This is a genomic window from Streptomyces lasiicapitis, from assembly GCF_014646335.1.
Lineage (GTDB): Bacteria > Actinomycetota > Actinomycetes > Streptomycetales > Streptomycetaceae > Streptomyces > Streptomyces lasiicapitis.
This window is the reverse complement of record NZ_BMNG01000017.1, coordinates 129,790-147,572: the sequence shown is the minus strand read 5'-3', so window position 1 is coordinate 147,572 and position 17,783 is coordinate 129,790. Positions and strand designations below refer to the sequence as shown.

The window sequence follows — 17,783 nt, the reverse complement described above, 5'->3', positions numbered from 1 at the left end:
CGGATCCCGACCAGATCCGTACGGGCGCGGTGCCGCGTCGTCGCTGGCGCGTCACTCCTCGCCGCGCCCCGCAAGCGCCACCACCCCAAGGGCGAGCACGGCGAGCCCGCCGCCCACCCACAGCACGTCGGTCACGCCGAAGCCGTCGGCGACCCGGCCCCCGGCAAGGGCGCCCATCGCGATGGCGATGTTGAACACCCCGGCGAAAAGCCCGGACGCCGCCTCCCTGGCCTGCGGCGCGGCCGCCATGACCCAGTTCTGCGAGGACACGGACACACCGCCGTAGGCGAGCCCCCAGGCGATGAGGAGCACGACGGTCACGGCGAGCGAGCCGCCGGCCGGTCCCATCAGGAGCACCACGCCGCCGAGCGCCGCGGAGATCATGAGGAGCGCCCGGCGCGGGTCGCGAGCCGCGAGCGAGCCGCCGAGGAAGTTCCCGGCGATCCCGGCGACGCCGTACGCGAGCAGCAGCCCGCTGACGAGACCCGCCCCGAGGTCGGGCACCCGCTCCAGGACCGGCCGCACATAGGTGTACGCGGTGAAGTGCCCCACCACGAGCAGCGCCACGGCGATGAGGCCGATCCGCAGCCGCGGCATCCGCAGCAGCTCCGGGAAGGCACCGAGCCGCACCGGCTCCTCGGCGGGGAGCGGGGGCAGCACGACGGCGAGCAGCGCGGCGACGGCGAACCCGAGCACGGAGACGGCCCCGAACGCCCAGCGCCAGCCCGCGAGTTCACCGAGGAAGGTGCCCGCGGGCACGCCGAGGACGGACGCCACGGCTATCCCGCTGAAGATCACGGCGGTGGCCCGCCCGACGGACTCGGCGCGCACCAGACGTACGGCGAGGGAGGCGGCGACGGCCCAGACGCCGCCGATGCTCAGCCCGACGACGATCCGCGCGCCGAGCAGCACCGCGAAGGACGGCGCGAGCGCGGAAAGGAGGTTGGCGGCGCCGAGCAGCAGCATGAGCCCGACAAGTACGGCACGCCGGTCCGCGCGGCGCACGGCGACGGGCAGCAGCAGCGCGGCGAGGGCCGCGACGAGGCCGGGCACGGTGACGGTGAGACCGGCGGTGCCGTCGGAGACACGCAGTCCCGAGGCGAGGGAGGTGAGCAGCCCCACGGGCAGCATCTCGGTGGTGACGACCGAGAAGGTGGCGGCTGCGACGGCGGCGACGGACAGCGGCAGGGAGCGCCGTCCGGTGGGGGCCGGCGCGGTTGTGGTCACGGTTTCCATGGGCACCAGACAACGCCCGCGCGCGCACCGGGAACAACGGCGGACTTCTCATCCTTGAATGAGCGTGGCTAATCGATCCGATACATCCGAGGGCTCCGGGGGCGTACGCGCGTGAGCGGGGTTGAGATACGGGAACTGGAGTGCTTCCTCGTCCTGGCCGAGGAACTGCACTTCGGCAGGGCGGGCGAGCGCCTCTACGTCTCGCAGAGCCGGGTGAGCCAGCTGCTCGCGGCTCTGGAGCAGCGGATCGGCGCGCGCCTTGTGGAGCGTACGAGCCGACGGGTGCGGCTGACCCCCCTGGGTGAGCGATTTCACGCCGAACTGAGCCCCGCGCACGCGGAGTTGGCAGGTGTGGTGGAGCGGGCGCGGGAGTCGGCGCGCGGGGTGGAAGGACGGATCAGGATCGGCTTCCAGGGGACGGCGGACGCGCGGCTCATGGCGGCGATCACGGCGTTCCAGAAGCGGCATCCCGGCTGTGTCGCGGAGATCGCGGAGGTGCCGTTCGCGGACCCGTTCGGGGCGGTGCGGCACGGCGAGGTGGACGCGGCGATCGTGCTCCTGCCGGTGGCGGAGCCCGACCTGGTCCTCGGCCCACTCTTCTCCCGCCAGCAGCAAACAGTGGCGGTCTCCGTACGGCACCCCTTCGCGTCGCGTACGTCCCTCACCCCTGCCGACCTCGTGGACACGCCGCTGATCTCGGCGTCGCCGCCCGCCCCCGCGTACTGGCGCGAGGCGCAGGCCCCCTCGCCGGTGCCCGCGCCCGCCGTGCGCACCCTCCAGGAGGGCCTGACGCTGGTCGCGGCGGACCGGGCGGCGATGCTGCTGTGCCGGCCGACGGCCGAGTACCACGGGCGGCAGGACGTCGTGTTCGTGCCGGTGGACGGGCTGCCGGACTCGGTGCTCGGGATGGTGTGGCACCGGGACGGGGAGACGGAGCGGGTGCGGGCGTTCGCGCGGGCTCTGACCGAAGCGGGAGCGGAGACGGAGGCGGCGGACGACGCGGAGGCGCCGGCCGCCGCCTGAGGGTCACCGCGGGCGGCGCACCTCGAAGTGGAAGCAGCCGTACTCCACGGCGCGCACGTGTACGAGGGCGACCTGCGGGTCCGCGAACGCCTCGGTGAAGGCCTCGTCGAAGCCCGCCGTGGTGTCCTCGGGGATCTCCAGGAAACGCCCGCCGACGATGCGGCCCTCGGCGCTGTAGCGCCGGAACGTCCGCAGCGATCCCGCCTTGACGTGTGGGTACCCCTCCCTCGTCGCCGCCGGTTCCGGCCCTTCGCACGGGTCGGCGTGGATGAACACCGGACCCTGCTCGTCGTACGCGCCCGGCTCGGCGCCGGTCTCCGCCGCCCAGCGGCGCAGCGGCGCGTACGAGACGAGGGCGATGCGCTCGCCCGCGCGCACTGCCCGGAGGCAGCAGCGCAGCGGGTCGCCGCCCTCCGGGTCGATGTACGGGACGCAGGGGCGGCCCGCGTCGTCGGTGTCACGGAGCTGCTTGAGGGCGTCGGGGTCGATGGCGCGGGGCGCGAATGCGGTGCTCATGCGCTTCAGGTTCGCGCGGGCGCGGGGGGTGGGGCTGGCGGTTTCCGGACGTTGACTTCCCCAACCCCGCCCCTTCCCGAAACCAGGGGCTGCCGCCCCCTGGACCCCCGCCATCGCCGCTTCGCGGCTCGTCCTCAAACGCCGGACGGGCTGTCTATAGCCCCTCCGGCGTTTGAGGAGCGGGGGTCTGGGGGCAGAGCCCCCAGTTTCGGGAAAGGGGCGGGACTGGGGCGCCCCGCGAAGGCCTACGCCCCCCACGACCCCCTCCCGTTCAGCTCCGCCACATCCGTCCCGGTCGTCCACCGGTACGCCGCGTCCAGCTCCGCCAACTCCTCCCCGGTGAGTACGTCATCCACCCGGTCGAACCCCTCGGGGGCGCGCTCGGCGACGACTTGGAGGAGGCGGTCGGCGGGCATGCCGCGGTTGGCGAGGACCAGGGCGGACGTGGCTTCGCGGCGGAGTTCCTCGTACGCCCGAAGACCGGCGACCCGGTCGGGATCGTGGACGGCGAGGCACCGCGCGAGCACCCGCGCGTCGAGGACGGCCTGGGAGCCGCCGTTGGAGCCGACGGGGTACATGGGGTGGGCAGCGTCCCCGAGGAGGGTGACGGGGCCGCGGCCCCACCAGGGCAGCGGCTCCCGGTCGACCATGGGGTACTCCAGGATCCGCCGGGTCGCCGAGAACAGCGCGGGCACGTCGAGGTCCCCGATGCGCCACCCGGCGAAGTACGGGAGGACGTCGGAGAGACGCCCGCTGCGGTTCCAGTCCGCCTGCCCCGACATCCCCCCGTGCTCGACGGGAAACCGCACCTCCGCCACCCAGTTGAGCAGCGCCCGCCCGCGCTGCTCGGCCTCGCGCGAGATCGGGTAGAAGACGAGCTTGGCGTGCGCGTTGCTCCCTGCGATGGCGACGGTGCGGCCGCCGAGGACGGGGTGCCACTCGGCGATGCCCCGCCACATCCGGATGCCGTTCCACAGCGGCGGCCCCTCCCCCGGATGCAGCCGCGAACGCACCGTCGAGTAGAGCCCGTCGGCCCCTATCAGCGCGAGGACACGCACGGTGTGCTCGCGCCCGCGCGCCAGGTCCCGCAGGATCACCGGCAGGACCTGCCCCTGCCCCTCCGGCTCGGCGCACCGCACGAACGAGGTGCCGGTGACCACGGCCCGCTCGCCGAGGCGTTCGCGCACCGCGTCGAGGAGCATCATCTGCAGGGCGCCGCGGTGGATGGAGTACTGCGGCCAGTGGTAGCCGAGCGCGAGGCCGCGCGGCTCGCCCCAGATGCGGTTGCCGTGCCGGTCGTAGTGGACCATCTCGGCGGCCGGCACGGCGGTCGCGGCGAGCTGCTCGCCGAGGCCCAGCTCGGTCAACTCCCGTACGGCGTGCGGCAGCAGGTTGATGCCGACGCCCACCGGCCGCAGCACCTGGACGGGCTCGACGATCCGCACGCCGATCCCCATCGCGTGCAGGCTCAGCGCCGCCGTGAGCCCGCCGATGCCGGCGCCCGCGATCAGTACGTCCGTGTTCACCGCGCGCATCGCGTGCATGCCGCTCATGGCCGCCGCACCGCCCGCCCGACCTCGGCGCGCAGCTTCACGAACTCCGGAAGCCCGCGCGTGACGATCTGGTCGCGCGGCGCGGGCAGTTCGACGCGCAGCTCGCTGTGTACGCGGCCGGGGGCGCCGGTGAGGACGACGACGCGGTCGCCGACGTACACGCTCTCGTCGATGTCGTGGGTGACGAGGAGAATAGTCATCCCAGCCGTCCCGGCCGTCCCGGAGCCGGGAGCACCCCCGGAGCCAGGAGCACCCCCGCCGCCCTTCTCACCTGGGCCGCCGCCCCGATCGGCACCCCCTCGCACCGAAAGCAGCAAGTCCTCCAGATCCTCCCGCGTCTGCGCGTCCACCGACCCGAACGGCTCGTCCATCAGCAGCAGCGCGGGCCGGTAGGCGAGCGCGCGGGCGATGGCGACGCGCTGCTGCATGCCGCCGGAGAGCTGCCACGGATACTTCCCCGCGGTGCCGTCGAGGCCGACCTGCGCGAGCGCGTCGAGGGCCCGCTGGCGGCGTTCCGCGCGGGCGAGGTCGCGGCGGCGCAGCGGCAAGGCAACGTTGTCCCGGACGGTCAGCCACGGGAACAGCGAGCGCGTGTAGTCCTGGAAGACGACGGCGAGGTCGTCGGGCACGCCGTCGACGGGTCTGCCCCCCACCGCTATCCGGCCCTCGCTCGGCCGCTGCAGCCCCGCGACGCACCGCAGCAGCGTGGACTTGCCGCACCCGGACGGCCCGACGATGCTCACCAGCTCGCCGCGCGCGACGTGCAGTTCGACTCCTTCGACGGCCTGGTGACCGTCGTCGTACCGATGACCGAGCCCCGCGATCTCCAGCATCCCCTGTTCCCCCTGTTGCCAACTGCCGTGCGGTCTAAGTGATTTGAGTGCTCAAAGTCCCAGTGCGTTCCCCGTGTGCCCCGTGCATCCGGTGTGTCTAGGTGCTGCTCCGCCGCGCTCCCCGGTGCCAGGCAAGCACCTTGCGCTCGACGAGCAGGAACAGCCCGTTGAGTACGCAGCCGACGGCGCCGAGGAGCATGATCCCGGCCCAGAGCCGGTCCGGCCGGAACTCCCGCTCGGCGGCGTTGAGCCGCGATCCGATGCCTTCGCCCGACCCCATCAGCTCGGCGATGACCATGAGGATCAGGGCGAACCCGAGGGCGACGCGCAGCCCCGCGAAGATCTTCGGCGCGGCCGCGGGCAGGACGACGTACCGCAGCCGGGCGAGCCCGCCGAGCCCGAAGACGCGGGCCGAGTCGAGCTGCACGGGTTCCACGGAACGTACGCCGTCGGCGGTGTTGAGCAGCACCGGCCACACCACCCCGAAGACGATGGCCGCGAGCTGCATGGACGTACCGAGCCCGAAGGCGACCATGAAGAACGGAATCAAGGTCGGCGGCGGCACGGCCCGCCCGAATTGCAGCACCGGATCAAGCACCAGAAACGCCACCCGCGAAAGCCCGATCGCAACCCCCACCACAATCCCGACAACCCCCGCGAGCGCCCACCCCACCAACAGATGACTCAGACTCGGCACAAAGTCATCAAGGGCGCGATCGTTCAGCCAGAGCCGAGAGGCGGGCCCCGACCACCACAACTCCCGCATGGCCGCCACAATCCGAGTGGGCGGCGGAAAATACAGATCCCCGGCGCGCCGGGCGGCCAACTCCCAGGCAAGCAGGAGCAGTACGAGCAGCCAGCTGCGGGCAAGGAGGAAGAGGGCGGCGCGCTTCATCTTTCCAGCCCGTCCGGCGCTTGCCTTTTCAGCCCGCCCGGCGCCTGTGTTTTCAGCCCGTCCGGCGTTTGAGGACGAGGCCGTCCAGGCCGATAACGGGGGTCCGGGGGCAGAGCCCCCCACGCGGCGGAGCCGCTAATTGATGCAGCCGGGAAGGGGCGGGATTGGGGAAAGAACAGCCGCTCCACCCACACCAGCCCAGCGTTAGCCGCAACCCCAAGCACCCCCGCCCAACAAGCCCCCGCCACCATCAAATCCGCCCGCCCACCCCCCGACTGCGTCTCCAGCAAATAGACGCCGAGTCCCCCCTCACCCCCCGCCCGCAACTCCGCACTGACCACCACAATCAACCCCACAGAAGCAGCAATCCGCACCCCCGTGACCACAAACGGCCCCGCACTGGGCATCGAAACCCGCCAAAGCACCCCCACCACCCCGAACCCAAAGGACCGCAACGTCTCCTTGGCGACAGGGTCGACATCCCGCAGCCCGTACAACGTGTTGAGAAGGATGGGCCACAAGGCGGCATAACAAACGAGCGACCGCTCCACCCGATCGGGCTCGACAAAAACAAGAATCGCAAGCGGAATCAGAGCAACGGACGGAATGGGCCGAGCCAACTCGACAACGGCAAGGGCGGCGGTGTCGAGCCGAGGCAGCGACCCGAGCAACAGCCCCGCGGGCACGGCGAAGAGAACAGCGAGCCCAAGCCCCGAGAGCCAGGCGGAAACGGTGACCCACAAATCGCCGAGGAACCCGTCGTCGACGACCATCTCACCGGCACGGGCAAGCACAGAGGAGGCAGGCGGCAACGCTGCCGCGTCGAACACCCCACTACGAGCAACGACTTCAACAACCACAAACGCACCAAGGACTCCGAGCGCCCCGAACCCCGGGCCGAAGCCCGGACCGGAGCGCGCGAAGAGCCTCACCGCATCAGCCGCCTCAAGGCCCCGTACGCACCAGGAGTGGCTCCACGTCGATCCCCCGCTTCAGGTACCCGAACTCCCGCATCAGCGCGACGACCCGCCGCAGCCGCGCGGGGTCGAGCACGACGGGGTACCCGCCGAGGTGGAGCTGGGCCGCCTGCTCGGCGGTGATCTTCGTGTAGTCGGGGAGCGTGTCGACGACGGTCGAGCGGTTGGCGGCCTGCTTCTGGGCGCGGGCCATGGCCCGCTGGAAGGCGGCGACGGTCTTCGGGTTGTCCTCGGCGAAGGACGCCGTGGCCGCGTACCCGGCGACGGGGAATCCGGCGGTCGGCGGCTTGCCGAGGTCGGCGACGACGCGGCCGGTGCCGGACTTCTCGATCGCGCTGACGAACGGCTCGACGGCCTGCACGGCGTCGACGCTGCCGGCCTTCAGCGCGGTCTCCATGTTCGGCATGTCGATCTCGGCGAAGTTCTTGTCGTCGTCGAAGGAGGCGCCCTCCGCCTTGCCGGCCTTCTTCACAAGGAGGGCGCTGATGTTCCGCTTGGTGTTGACGCCGATCTTCTTGTCCTGAAGGTCCTTGAGGGACTTGACCGGCGAGTCCTTCTTCACGAGGACGGCGTGGGTGCGGGGTGCGGACTGGAAGGCGTCGGCGACGATCCGCAGGTCGATGGCCTTGTTCGCGTGCGCGAGGAAGTACGAGACGTAGTTGCCGAAGGAGATGTCGAGGGCGCCCGCGCGCAGCCGGCTGACGGACTCGGCGCCGCCGCTGAGGGTGGTCGTGCGGACGGTGAGCCCCTCCGCCTTGAAGAAGCCCTTGCGCATCGCCATCTCCAGGGGCGCGGTGTCGGCGACGGGCATGGTGCCGACGGTGATCCGCGTCTTCTCCGGGCCCGTGCCGTCGCCCGAGCCCCCGCCGGAGTCGCCGGAGGCGCCGCAGCCCGCGGTGGCGGCCACGAGCAGCAGGGCGAGCGGCGGCAGCGCGGCGCCGCGTAACCGTGCCCGACTCCGGGACTCGCGCGAGCCCCGCACACCCCTTGCCATGGACATCCGCCCCCGACCGCTTTCCCACCGCACCGGACCGCTTCAGGCCGCCGCGGGCCCGCTTCGGGCCGCTCGCTGACCTGAGCCGACGCGCGGATGCTAACGGCCTCGCGACCTGAGAACAATGGCCCGGAGCGGGCCGCCGCGACGCATGGAAGGATGGCCGGAAACATCGCAAAAAGTTCGCAAGTCGTAGCGAGGAGATGACCGCGTGCCCGGCACCAATCTGACCCGCGAAGAGGCGCAGCAGCGAGCGAAGCTGCTCACCGTTGACTCGTACGAGATCGATCTCGACCTCTCCGGAGCGCAGGAGGGAGGGACGTACCGGTCGCAGACCACGGTCCGTTTCGACTCCGCCGAGGCGAACGCCGAGACCTTCATCGATCTCATCGCCCCCGCCGTCCACGAGGTCGTCCTGAACGGGCACGCACTCGAGGTGGGCGCCGTGTTCCGTGACTCGCGGATCGCCCTGCGGCACCTGCAGGAGGGCGCCAACGAGCTGAAGGTCGTCGCGGACTGCGAGTACACCAACACCGGTGAGGGCCTGCACCGCTTCGTCGACCCGGTCGACGAGCAGGCCTACCTGTACACGCAGTTCGAGGTCCCGGACGCGCGCCGCGTCTTCGCGTCGTTCGAGCAGCCGGACCTGAAGGCCACGTTCCGCTTCACCGTGACGGCGCCCGAGGGCTGGACGGTGATCTCCAACTCGCCGACGCCCGAGCCCTCGGACAACGTATGGGCCTTCGCGCCTACGCCGCGCATCTCCACGTACATCACGGCCCTGATCGTCGGCCCGTACCACTCGGTGCACTCCTCGTACGAGAAGGACGGGCAGAGCGTGCCGCTCGGCATCTACTGCCGCCCGTCGCTCGCGGAGTACCTGGACTCGGACGCGATCTTCGCGGTCACCCGGCAGGGCTTCGAGTGGTTCCAGGAGAAGTTCGACTACGCCTACCCGTTCGAGAAGTACGACCAGCTCTTCGTGCCGGAGTTCAACGCGGGCGCGATGGAGAACGCGGGCGCGGTGACGATCCGCGACCAGTACGTGTTCCGCTCCAAGGTCACCGACGCCGCGTACGAGACGCGCGCGGAGACCATCCTGCACGAGTTGGCGCACATGTGGTTCGGCGACCTCGTGACGATGGAGTGGTGGAACGACCTCTGGCTGAACGAGTCGTTCGCGACCTACACGTCCATCGCCTGCCAGGCGTACGCCCCCGGCTCGCGCTGGCCGCACTCGTGGACGACGTTCGCGAACTCCATGAAGACGTGGGCGTACCGGCAGGACCAGCTGCCGTCCACGCACCCGATCATGGCGGACATCCGCGACCTGGACGACGTGCTCGTCAACTTCGACGGCATCACGTACGCCAAGGGCGCCAGCGTCCTGAAGCAGCTCGTCGCGTACGTCGGCATGGACGAGTTCTTCAGCGGCGTGCAGAAGTACTTCAAGGCGCACGCGTTCGGGAACACGCGGCTGAGCGATCTGCTCGGCGCCCTCGAGGAGACCAGCGGCCGGGACCTGAAGACCTGGTCGAAGAAGTGGCTGGAGACGGCGGGCATCAACGTGCTGCGGCCGGTGGTGGACGTGGACTCGTCCGGCACGATCACGTCGTTCGCGGTCAAGCAGGACGCCCCGGCGCTCCCGGCGGGCGCCAAGGGTGAGCCCACGCTCCGCCCGCACCGCATCGCCATCGGCTTCTACAACCTCGACGACGCGACCGGCAAGCTGGTGCGCACCGACCGCGTCGAGCTGGACGTGGACGGCGAGCTGACGGCCGTCGAGGAGCTGGTCGGCCGGGCCCGTCCCGCGGTGATCCTCCTCAACGACGACGACCTCTCGTACGCCAAGGTCCGCCTCGACACGGAGTCGCTCGCCTTCGTGACCGAGCACCTCGGCGACTTCGAGGCCTCGCTGCCGCGGGCGCTGTGCTGGGCGTCGGCGTGGGACATGACCCGCGACGCCGAACTGCCCACGCGCGACTACCTCTCCCTCGTCCTCTCGGGCATCGGCAAGGAGTCCGACATCGGCGTCGTCCAGTCGCTGCACCGTCAGGTGAAGCTGGCCCTGGACCTGTACGCCGCCCCGGCCGGCCGCGACGCCGCGCTGACGCGCTGGACCGAGGCCACCCTGGAGCACCTGCGGGCGGCCGCGCCCGGCAGCGACCACCAGCTCGCGTGGGCGCGGGCGTTCGCCGCCACGGCCCGCACGGAGTCCGACCTGGCGCTCCTCGAAGGCCTCCTCGTCGGCTCGGAGTCCATCGAAGGACTCGCCGTGGACACCGAGCTGCGCTGGGCGTTCGTGGCACGGCTCGCCGCGACCGGGCGGCTCGACGACGCGGGGATCACCGCGGAGTTCGAGCGGGACAAGACGGCCGCGGGTGAGCGGCACGCCGCCGCCGCGCGCGCCGCCCGCCCGACCGCCGCCGCCAAGGCGGAGGCCTGGGCGTCGGTCGTCGAGTCCGACAAGCTGCCCAACGCCGTGCAGGAAGCGGTGATCTCCGGCTTCGTCCAGACCGACCAGCGCGAGTTGCTGGCCGCGTACACGGCGAAGTACTTCGACGCCGTCAAGGCCGTCTGGGACTCCCGCTCCCACGAGATGGCCCAGCAGGTCGCGGTCGGCCTGTACCCCTCGCTCCAGGTGTCCCAGGACACCCTGGACGCGACGGACGCGTGGCTGAAGTCGGCGGAGCCCACTGCGGCGTTGCGCCGCCTCATCACGGAGTCGCGTGCCGGTGTCGAGCGGGCCCTGCGGGCCCAGGCCGCCGACGCGTAGTCCGTTGTGTACGGGGGTGGGGTGCCCGGCGCGTGCTGGGCACCCCACCACCCCCGCCGCTCCGCGGCGAAAGAATTTCCCACCCGCCCACCCGTTTCCAGTCGCTCGCAGGGTGGGCGTCTCCTGTGGGGGGCAATCAACGTCGGCGGCTGCGGCTGCGTAGACACAAGGCAGGGCCGCCGAGGGTTCCGCCCCCGCTGAGGGCACACCCAACGTCCTGCCCCGTCCCCGCTGTGGGCAGGCGTTCCGCACGGCGAGTGGGGCATCCCCTGCTCGAGCGGAGCCGAGAGCTTGGGGAAGGGTGGGCACAGCCCACGACTACGGGGCCTTCATGCGTGGGGAGCGTCCGACGCCCCAGGCCTCCGGCCAGGTCAAGCCGCCGCCGCCCGCAGGGCATCCAGGACGTGGGACACCGCCGGCGCCCCCTCCGCCCCCTGGCGGACCGCTGCGACCACTTGGCGGCTCGGCCTGTCGGCGGACAGTTCGCGCATGGCGACGCCCCCGCCCCGGCCGGAGGCCATGCGGGGGACGAGAGCGACCCCCATCCCCGCCCCCACCATCGCCAGAATCGCCTCCCACCCGGCAGCACTGTGCGCCTGCTCGGGCACGAACCCGGCCGCCTCGCACGCGGCCAGCGTGATCTCCGACCAGGGGCCGGACCCTCCGAAGATCCACGGCTCCCCCGCGAGATCGGCGAGACGCAAGTCCTCCGCCCGCGCCAGCGCATGGTCGGCGGGCAGCGCGACATCCAGCGGATCGGCGAGCAACGACACCCGGGTGAACCGCCGGTCCCGCCCCGTGGGCGCCTGCGCCGCGAGGGACAACGCGAGATCGACTTCCCCCGCGGCCAGCAACTCGTACGCCTCCGCCGCCTCCACCTCCCGCACCCGCACGGACACCCCCGGCCAAGCCCCCCGCAGGGCCCGCACCGCGGGCACCACGAGCGCCGGCACTGCGGTGGAGAACGCCCCCACCCGCACCTCCCCGGCCACCCCGTTGGCGTACGCCGCCAACTCCGCGTCGGCCCGCTCCAGTTGGGCGAACACGGCGTCGGCGTGCACCAGCAGCAGCCGCGCCGCCCCGGTGAGCCGCACCCGCCGTCCGTGCGCCTCGAGGAGCGGCACGCCCACCTGCTTGGCGAGGTTGGACAGTTGCTGCGAGACGGCCGAGGGGGTCATCAGGAGCGTCCGCGCCGTCGCGGTGACGGTCCCGCGCTCGTTCAGGGTGCGCAGGATCTGCAGCTTCTTGATGTCCCACTCGGTCATGACGTCAACGTACCCGCGCACCGTCCGCTACTTCCTGCCCGCCGACGACCCCAGCACCACGCCGCCGAGGATCAGCCCCATGCACATCACCTGCAGCCACCCCATGCCCTCGCCGAGCACAGCGAAGGACAGCAGCGCCACGCACACCGGCTGGAGGTAGTAGACGACGCCCGCGCGGGCCGCCCCGATGGCGGCGATCGCCTTGTTCCAGGCGAAGAAGGCGACGGCGGAGGAGATCACGCCCACGTACAGGAGCGGGGACACCGTCGCGGCCGTCGGCTCGAAGCCGCCCTGGACGGCGAGGCTGACCAGGAACACCGGGAGCAGCATCAGCGCGCCCAGGACGAACGTGGTGAAGAGGAAGGGCAGCCCGGAGATCTCCGCGGGCCTGCGCCGCAGCAGCGCGCTGTACGAGCCGAAGGCGACCGCCCCGCCGATCACCCACAGGTCGCCCACCGCGAGGTCCATGGCGAGCGAGCCGCCACTGACCAGGAGCAGTACGCCGACGCAGGCGACGAGCATCCCCGTCACCCGGCGCGCCCCGAGCCGCGCGCCGCCGAGGCGTTCGTACACCGCCATCAGGACGGGCGACGCGGCCATGATCATGCCCATGTTGCCCGCGGTGGTGGTCACTCCGGCCTGGTTCACCAGGGTGTTGTAGACGGTGACGCCGAGGAGGGAGGCGGCGAGGAGGAAGCCCAAGTGCTGGCGCAGCAGGGCCCGTTGGCGCCAGGTCTGGCGTACCGCGAAGGGGGCGACGGCCGCGATGGCGATGATCCAGCGCCAGAACGCGTGCTGGATCGGCGGGACGCTGTCGGCCAGGGCCCGGGAGGTGACGAAGCTTCCCGACCAGACGACGGTGGCGAGCGCGGCGAGCGCGAGCCCGACACCGAGCCCCGCCCCCGTCCCGCCGGAGCCGGTGCGCCCGCCCTCCGTACCGCTCCGTGCGCCGACGCTGTCGCTGTCGCTCCGGTCCAGGACGCTCACCACTGGTATCCCTTGCCAATCTCCCCGGTGTCCGGGGGTCCGGTGATCTTGTCTTGATCGTGTGCCGGACTACCGTCGCACCTCCGCAATCTCCAGGTCCATCGAAACTTTACGATCGTTCTTTGAAGCTGAACTGAACGATCCGACAGCCACCTTCGACTTCGACTGCCTCGGCCGCAGCTGCGCGAACACCGTCGCCCCGAACGCGATCGCCATCCCCGCCACCTGCACCGCCGTCAGCGACTGACCCAGCGCCGCCCAGCCGATGACCGCCGCCGTCAACGGCGAGAGCGGGCCGAGCAGGCTGGCCTGGGTCGCGCTGAGGTGGCCGATGCCGCGGAACCACAGCCAGTACGCGACGGCCGTCCCGGCGAGGGAGAGGTAGACGTAGCCCGCGATGTTCCGCCCGTCGAGCGCGGGCGGCGCGCCCTCGACCAGGAACGCGACGGGCGCGATCAGCAGGCCGCCGGCGGTGAGCTGCCAGGCCGTGAGCGCCAGCGGACCCACCCCGTCGGGACGGCCCCAGCGCTTGGTCAGCACCGTGCCCGTGGACATGGACGCCGTGGACCCCACGGCCGCGAGCACGCCGACCGCGTCGAGCGCCCCGGCCGCCTTGAGGACGACCAGACTGACGCCGAGGGCCGCGGCGGCGCCGGTGAGCAGAGTGCGCGGGCTCGGGCGGTCGGCGAGGAGCAGCGCCGCGAGTCCGGCGACGAAGAGCGGGCCGACCGAGCCGACGACCGCGGCCATGCCGCCGGGGAGGCGGTAGGCGGACAGGAAGAGCAGCGGGAAGAAGGCGCCGATGTTGAGCGCCCCGAGGACCACCGACTTCCACCACCACTCCCCCCTCGGCAGCCGTCTCGCGAGCACGAGCAGCAGCAGGCCGGCGGGCAGGGCCCGCATCAGGCCCGTGAACAGGGGCCGGTCGGCGGGCAGGAACTCGGTCGTGACGGCGTAGGTGGAGCCCCAGGTCAGGGGGGCGTAGGCGGTGAGCAGGATCGCGGTGGAGCGCTTCATGACGTACATCCCCCAGGAGGTCACAAGGAAGCCGAGCCGTAAGTAGCTGGGCCGTAAGTAGCCGAGTGGTAAGTAGCTTAGCTCTAAGCTACTTACTGTCAACCCACTTACTTGCGAGCATCCGATGCCCGCTGAATAATCCCCCCATGAACACCACCACCCCCGACTCCGACGCCGTCGACGCGATCATCGAGCAGTGGGCCGCGGTCCGGCCCGAACTGGAGACCATGCCCATGGAGGTCTTCGGCCGTGTCTTCCGCGTCTCGCAGGCCGTGGGCGACCGCGTCGAGCAGGCGCACCGCCAAGTGGGCACCTCGCGCGGGGAGTTCGACGTGCTCGCGACGCTGCGGCGCTCCGGGGAGCCGTACACGCTCTCGCCGCGGCGGCTGTCCTCGACGCTGATGCTGACGTCGGGCGGCATGACCGGGCGGCTCGACAAGCTGGAGCGGGCCGGGCTGCTGCGCCGCTCCCCCGACCCGCACGACCGGCGCGGTCTTCAGGTGACGCTGACGGAGAAGGGCCTGGAGCTGGTCGACCGGGCGGTCGTGGCGGGCCTGGAGGCGCAGCGCGCGGCGCTCACGGCCGCCGGTCTCGACGAGGCGGAGACGGAGCAGCTCTCCGCCCTGCTGCGCAAGCTGCTCGCCGGCGCGCAGCCGGGCGCGGGGGACGGCTCATGACGGCGTGAAAGCGCCGAGGGCACTCCTCGGCCGCGTACGCGGTACACGCAGTTCCACGTGTGCGTACGCGACCGGGGAGCGCCCTCGGCGGAAGAGTGGTGAGGAGAGAGCGGGTGACCGGCGGACCAGTGACCCGCGCCGTCAGACCTGCTTCTGCTGCTTGCGGGACTTGTCGCCGACCATCACGAGGCCCGCGATGACCAGGAACAGCACGATGGGTGCGACGACGTACAGGCCGAGTGTCTCGACCACGCTCAGGCCGGGGCCCGGGTCGTCGCCGTCGTCGCGGGTGAGCGCGAGCGCGGGGGACGTCATGAGCAGCATCATCAGCGTCGTACCGGAAGCCAGGGCACCGGCGCGCAGGGCGTTCTTCTTGTCCACGGTGCCAACGTAGCGAACCGCTCCGCGGGCCGCGCGCCCGGGGTGCCGTACGGGGCGCCTCATCGCGTGCGCGGCGGGTGCGGCCGCAGCGCCTCGAACACGTCCAGGAGGGCGTGCAGGCGGGGTGCGGCGACGAGGTCCTCCAGGGTGACGGGGCGTCCGGCGGCGTCGGCGACGGGCAGTCGCCAGTTCGGGTACTGGTCCCAGGTGCCGGGCAGGTTCTGCGGGCGGCGGTCGCCGACGGTGTCGGGCAGCCAGACGCCGACCATGCGGGCCGGGGTGGCGAGCAGGAACCGGTGCACGGCGCGCACCTCGTCCTCCTCGCGCCCCGCGCCGCCGGGCAGCAGGCCGAGCCGGGAGATCAGGGCGAGCCATTCGCGTACGTCGGCGGCGGCCTCGGCGCGTTCGGCGGCGAGCGGGCGGGTGAGCAGGCCCAGGTCGTGGCGGAGCCGGACGTGCGCGCCGGTCACGCGGGCGGCGGTGGACGGCAGGTCGTGGGTGGTGGCGGTGGCGAGGCAGTCGGCGCGCCAGCGCTCGGGCGGCAGCGGAAGGCCGTCGCCGTCCCAGTCGCGCTCGAACCACAGCACGGACGTGCCGAGCACCCCGCGCTCGCGCAGCGCCTCGCGGACGCCCGGTTCGACGGTGCCCAGGTCCTCGCCGATGACGAGGGCGCCCGCGCGGTGCGCCTCCAGGACGAGCACGGCGAGCATGGCCTCGGCGTCGTAACGTACGTACGTTCCGTCCACAGGGGTACGTCCCGTCGGCACCCACCAGAGGCGGAAGAGCCCCATGACGTGGTCGACGCGGACGGCGCCCGCGTGCCGCAGCGTCGCGCGCAGCAGGGCGCGGAACGGGGCGTAGCCGGACTCGGCGAGCCGGTCGGGGCGCCACGGTGGCAGGCCCCAGTCCTGGCCGTGGGCGTTGAAGGCGTCCGGGGGCGCACCAGTGGACATGCCGGCGGCGAAGTGGCGCCGCTGCGCCCAGGCGTCGGCGCCGTCCGGGTGGACGCCGACGGCCAGGTCGTGGATGAGGCCGACGGGCATCCCCGCGTCGCGTGCGGCCCGCTGGGCGGCGGCGAGTTGCTCGTCGGTGAGCCAGGCAAGGCGTTCGTGGAAGTCGACGCGGTCCATCAACTCGTTGCGGGCGCGGGCGCTTTCGGGGGACGCGGGGTCCTGGAGGGGTCTTGGCCAGGCGTGCCAGTCGGGTCCGTAGCGCTCGGCGAGCGCGTACCAGGTGGCGTGGTCCTCCAGGGCCTCGCCGTGCTCGGCGAGGAAGTCGCTGTACGCGGCGCAGCGGCCCGGCCCGAGCGGGACATCGCGGATCAGCTCCAGGGCGGCCGACTTGAGCTCCCACACGGCGTCCCGGTCGATGAGCGCGCCCTCGCGCAGGACGGCCGCGCGCAGCTCCGCGGCCCGCTCCAGACACTCGCCCGCACGCTCGCGTGCCTCGCCCCCGAGGTGGGCGAACTCCGGGACGGCCTCGACGCGCAGGTGCACGGGGTCCGGGAAGCGGCGGGAGGAGGGGCGGTACGGGGACGGGTCGCCCGCGCCGCCGGGTGGCGTGGGCACCGCGGCGTGCAGCGGATTCACCTGGACGAACCCGGCCCCCAGCGCCCGCCCCGACCACGACGCCAGCTCCGCGAGGTCACCGAGGTCGCCCATGCCCCAGGAGTGACGGCTGAGGAGGGAGTAGAGCTGGACGAGGAAGCCGTAGGCGCGCGGTGGTGGGGCGGGGGCGCGGCGCGGGGCGACGACGAGGTGGGCTTCGGCGGTGGTGCCGTCGGGGGTGGTGGCTCGGAGGCGATGGATGCCCAGGGGGAGGGCGGTCGACGGGGCCGGGGTTTCCGCGGCGCCCGTGAAGTCCCCGAGGTCGATGAGCGGCCCCTCGTCCTCGGTCTCCACGGTGAGGCGGGTGCCCGGAGGAAGGGAGGTGAGGGCTTCGGGGGTTTCTGGGGGCGTGGGCTCCGCTCCGTCGCGTGCCGGGCCTTCGGGTGATGCGTCCGTGTCCGTGTCCGTCCACAGGACCACCGTGGGTGGCAACAGCCGCTCCCGTAACGCCCGTTCGCGTGCCGCCACCGCGTCCCGTACCGCCTCGGGCGTGCTCGCGTCGACGTCGAGCGCGGCGAGGGCCGCGACGACGGCGGCCTCCGAGGCCTGGACCGTGCGGTCCGGGGACGGGGAGTAGGAGGTGGCCACGCCGTGCAGGGCGGCCAGCCGGGCAAGGGTCATCTAGACCCCCATGGGGTCCAGGCCCGAGGCGGTTCCCGTCGAGGTCGGCTCGCTGGTCAGCGGGGCGGCGTCCGTGAGGGGCGGTTCGCTGGTGAGGGGGGCCGCGTCGGCGAGCGGGGGTTCGCTGGTGAGGGGCGGCTCCAGGCAGCCGCAGGAGCAGGAGCCGTCGAGGCCGGAGTCGGGGTGGGAGACCTGTTTGGACAGGGCGGAGAGGAGGAGGTTCGCGGAGGCGGGCATGGGGGCTCCTTCGGTCGCGGAGGTCGGTTCCGAAGCCCTACCCACTGCGGTGGGGCGCATCCGTATACGGCCGGGGAACGTGGTGCTGGTCACAGTCGGGCCCTGCCGGGGGCCTCCCCAACCCCGCCCCTTCCCGAAACCAAGGGGCTCCGCCCCCTGGACCCCCGATCGGCCTGAACGGCCTCGTC

16 protein-coding genes are annotated in these 17,783 nt (G+C 72.4%); 3 read left to right on the top strand and 13 right to left on the bottom strand.

The genetic code is table 11. The annotated features are described in order from the left end of the window. Positions 1-51: 51 nt before the first annotated feature. Positions 52-1,236 carry an MFS transporter gene (locus IEY91_RS33415; RefSeq protein ID WP_229697393.1) on the bottom strand — a complete coding sequence of 395 codons (1,185 nt, stop codon included), beginning with the start codon at positions 1,234-1,236 and terminating at the stop codon, positions 52-54. Positions 1,237-1,347: 111 nt separating this feature from the next. On the opposite strand from IEY91_RS33415, the gene IEY91_RS33410 reads away from it, so the two are divergent. Next, on the top strand, positions 1,348-2,259 hold the full coding sequence (locus IEY91_RS33410) for a LysR family transcriptional regulator (protein WP_189176856.1): 912 nt from the start codon (positions 1,348-1,350) through the stop codon (positions 2,257-2,259). A gap of 3 nt (positions 2,260-2,262) precedes the next feature. On the opposite strand, the gene IEY91_RS33405 is transcribed toward IEY91_RS33410, so the two are convergent. The 6 genes from IEY91_RS33405 to IEY91_RS33380 form a co-directional block, all read right to left on the bottom strand. Next, a complete protein-coding gene (locus IEY91_RS33405) occupies positions 2,263-2,775 on the bottom strand; it encodes a DUF1203 domain-containing protein (protein ID WP_189176855.1) in 513 nt (170 codons plus the stop codon). Positions 2,776-3,020: 245 nt separating this feature from the next. Continuing rightward, positions 3,021-4,328 carry a flavin-dependent oxidoreductase gene (locus tag IEY91_RS33400; RefSeq protein ID WP_164324993.1) on the bottom strand — a complete coding sequence of 436 codons (1,308 nt, stop codon included), beginning with the start codon at positions 4,326-4,328 and terminating at the stop codon, positions 3,021-3,023. Beyond that, entirely contained in the window at positions 4,325-5,161 is an 837-nt protein-coding gene (locus IEY91_RS33395; RefSeq protein ID WP_189176854.1) for an ABC transporter ATP-binding protein, read from the bottom strand. Before IEY91_RS33395 ends, IEY91_RS33400 begins: the two co-directional genes overlap by 4 nt. Positions 5,162-5,258: 97 nt before the next feature. Beyond that, complete coding sequence (locus IEY91_RS33390; protein WP_189176853.1) at positions 5,259-6,056, bottom strand: ABC transporter permease; 798 nt, start codon at positions 6,054-6,056, stop codon at positions 5,259-5,261. Beyond that, positions 6,053-6,988, bottom strand: coding sequence for an ABC transporter permease (locus tag IEY91_RS33385; protein ID WP_189176852.1), 936 nt, complete (start codon positions 6,986-6,988; stop codon positions 6,053-6,055). Before IEY91_RS33385 ends, IEY91_RS33390 begins: the two co-directional genes overlap by 4 nt. Before the next feature lie 13 nt (positions 6,989-7,001). After that, positions 7,002-8,027: an ABC transporter substrate-binding protein gene (locus IEY91_RS33380; RefSeq protein ID WP_189176851.1), complete on the bottom strand. Its 1,026-nt coding sequence runs from the start codon at positions 8,025-8,027 to the stop codon at positions 7,002-7,004. 211 nt (positions 8,028-8,238) lie between these two features. Between IEY91_RS33380 and pepN the strand changes: the two genes are divergently transcribed. After that, the gene (pepN, locus tag IEY91_RS33375) at positions 8,239-10,803 is read left to right on the top strand and encodes an aminopeptidase N (RefSeq protein WP_189176850.1); all 2,565 of its coding nucleotides are present in this window, start codon (positions 8,239-8,241) and stop codon (positions 10,801-10,803) included. 371 nt (positions 10,804-11,174) lie between these two features. On the opposite strand, the gene IEY91_RS33370 is transcribed toward pepN, so the two are convergent. The 3 genes from IEY91_RS33370 to IEY91_RS33360 all read right to left on the bottom strand — a co-directional run bounded on the left by IEY91_RS33370 (position 11,175) and on the right by IEY91_RS33360 (position 14,072). Beyond that, positions 11,175-12,068, bottom strand: a complete 894-nt coding sequence (locus tag IEY91_RS33370) for a LysR family transcriptional regulator (RefSeq protein ID WP_189176849.1) — start codon at positions 12,066-12,068, stop codon at positions 11,175-11,177. Between the two features lie 27 nt (positions 12,069-12,095). Then, positions 12,096-13,055: a DMT family transporter gene (locus IEY91_RS33365; protein WP_229697392.1), complete on the bottom strand. Its 960-nt coding sequence runs from the start codon at positions 13,053-13,055 to the stop codon at positions 12,096-12,098. A gap of 69 nt (positions 13,056-13,124) precedes the next feature. Next, positions 13,125-14,072, bottom strand: coding sequence for an EamA family transporter (locus tag IEY91_RS33360; protein ID WP_189176848.1), 948 nt, complete (start codon positions 14,070-14,072; stop codon positions 13,125-13,127). A 146-nt stretch (positions 14,073-14,218) separates the two neighbouring features. Here IEY91_RS33360 and IEY91_RS33355 point away from each other — a divergent pair, with 146 nt between their 5' ends. Beyond that, positions 14,219-14,749, top strand: a complete 531-nt coding sequence (locus IEY91_RS33355; RefSeq protein WP_164324976.1) for a MarR family winged helix-turn-helix transcriptional regulator — start codon at positions 14,219-14,221, stop codon at positions 14,747-14,749. Between the two features lie 141 nt (positions 14,750-14,890). Here the strand turns inward: IEY91_RS33355 and IEY91_RS33350 are convergent, their stop codons facing one another. The 3 genes from IEY91_RS33350 to IEY91_RS33340 are packed head-to-tail and all read right to left on the bottom strand — an operon-like array spanning position 14,891 to position 17,595. After that, complete coding sequence (locus tag IEY91_RS33350) at positions 14,891-15,130, bottom strand: hypothetical protein (RefSeq protein WP_164324974.1); 240 nt, start codon at positions 15,128-15,130, stop codon at positions 14,891-14,893. A gap of 59 nt (positions 15,131-15,189) precedes the next feature. Beyond that, the gene (gene malQ, locus IEY91_RS33345; protein WP_189176847.1) at positions 15,190-17,358 is read right to left on the bottom strand and encodes a 4-alpha-glucanotransferase; all 2,169 of its coding nucleotides are present in this window, start codon (positions 17,356-17,358) and stop codon (positions 15,190-15,192) included. Then, the gene (locus tag IEY91_RS33340) at positions 17,359-17,595 is read right to left on the bottom strand and encodes a hypothetical protein (protein WP_164324970.1); all 237 of its coding nucleotides are present in this window, start codon (positions 17,593-17,595) and stop codon (positions 17,359-17,361) included. Between the last annotated feature and the right edge of the window lie 188 nt (positions 17,596-17,783).

Excerpts from the sequence above, each read along its gene's own strand:
- IEY91_RS33415 (WP_229697393.1), bottom strand. The coding sequence starts at position 1,236 with ATGGAAACCGTGACCACAACCGCGCCGGCCCCCACCGGACGGCGCTCC.
- IEY91_RS33405 (WP_189176855.1), bottom strand. The coding sequence starts at position 2,775 with ATGAGCACCGCATTCGCGCCCCGCGCCATCGACCCCGACGCCCTCAAG.
- IEY91_RS33400 (WP_164324993.1), bottom strand. The coding sequence starts at position 4,328 with ATGAGCGGCATGCACGCGATGCGCGCGGTGAACACGGACGTACTGATC.
- IEY91_RS33395 (WP_189176854.1), bottom strand. The coding sequence starts at position 5,161 with ATGCTGGAGATCGCGGGGCTCGGTCATCGGTACGACGACGGTCACCAG.
- IEY91_RS33390 (WP_189176853.1), bottom strand. The coding sequence starts at position 6,056 with ATGAAGCGCGCCGCCCTCTTCCTCCTTGCCCGCAGCTGGCTGCTCGTA.
- IEY91_RS33380 (WP_189176851.1), bottom strand. The coding sequence starts at position 8,027 with ATGGCAAGGGGTGTGCGGGGCTCGCGCGAGTCCCGGAGTCGGGCACGG.
- IEY91_RS33370 (WP_189176849.1), bottom strand. The coding sequence starts at position 12,068 with ATGACCGAGTGGGACATCAAGAAGCTGCAGATCCTGCGCACCCTGAAC.
- IEY91_RS33360 (WP_189176848.1), bottom strand. The coding sequence starts at position 14,072 with ATGAAGCGCTCCACCGCGATCCTGCTCACCGCCTACGCCCCCCTGACC.
- IEY91_RS33355 (WP_164324976.1), top strand. The coding sequence starts at position 14,219 with ATGAACACCACCACCCCCGACTCCGACGCCGTCGACGCGATCATCGAG.
- malQ (WP_189176847.1), bottom strand. The coding sequence starts at position 17,358 with ATGACCCTTGCCCGGCTGGCCGCCCTGCACGGCGTGGCCACCTCCTAC.
- IEY91_RS33340 (WP_164324970.1), bottom strand. The coding sequence starts at position 17,595 with ATGCCCGCCTCCGCGAACCTCCTCCTCTCCGCCCTGTCCAAACAGGTC.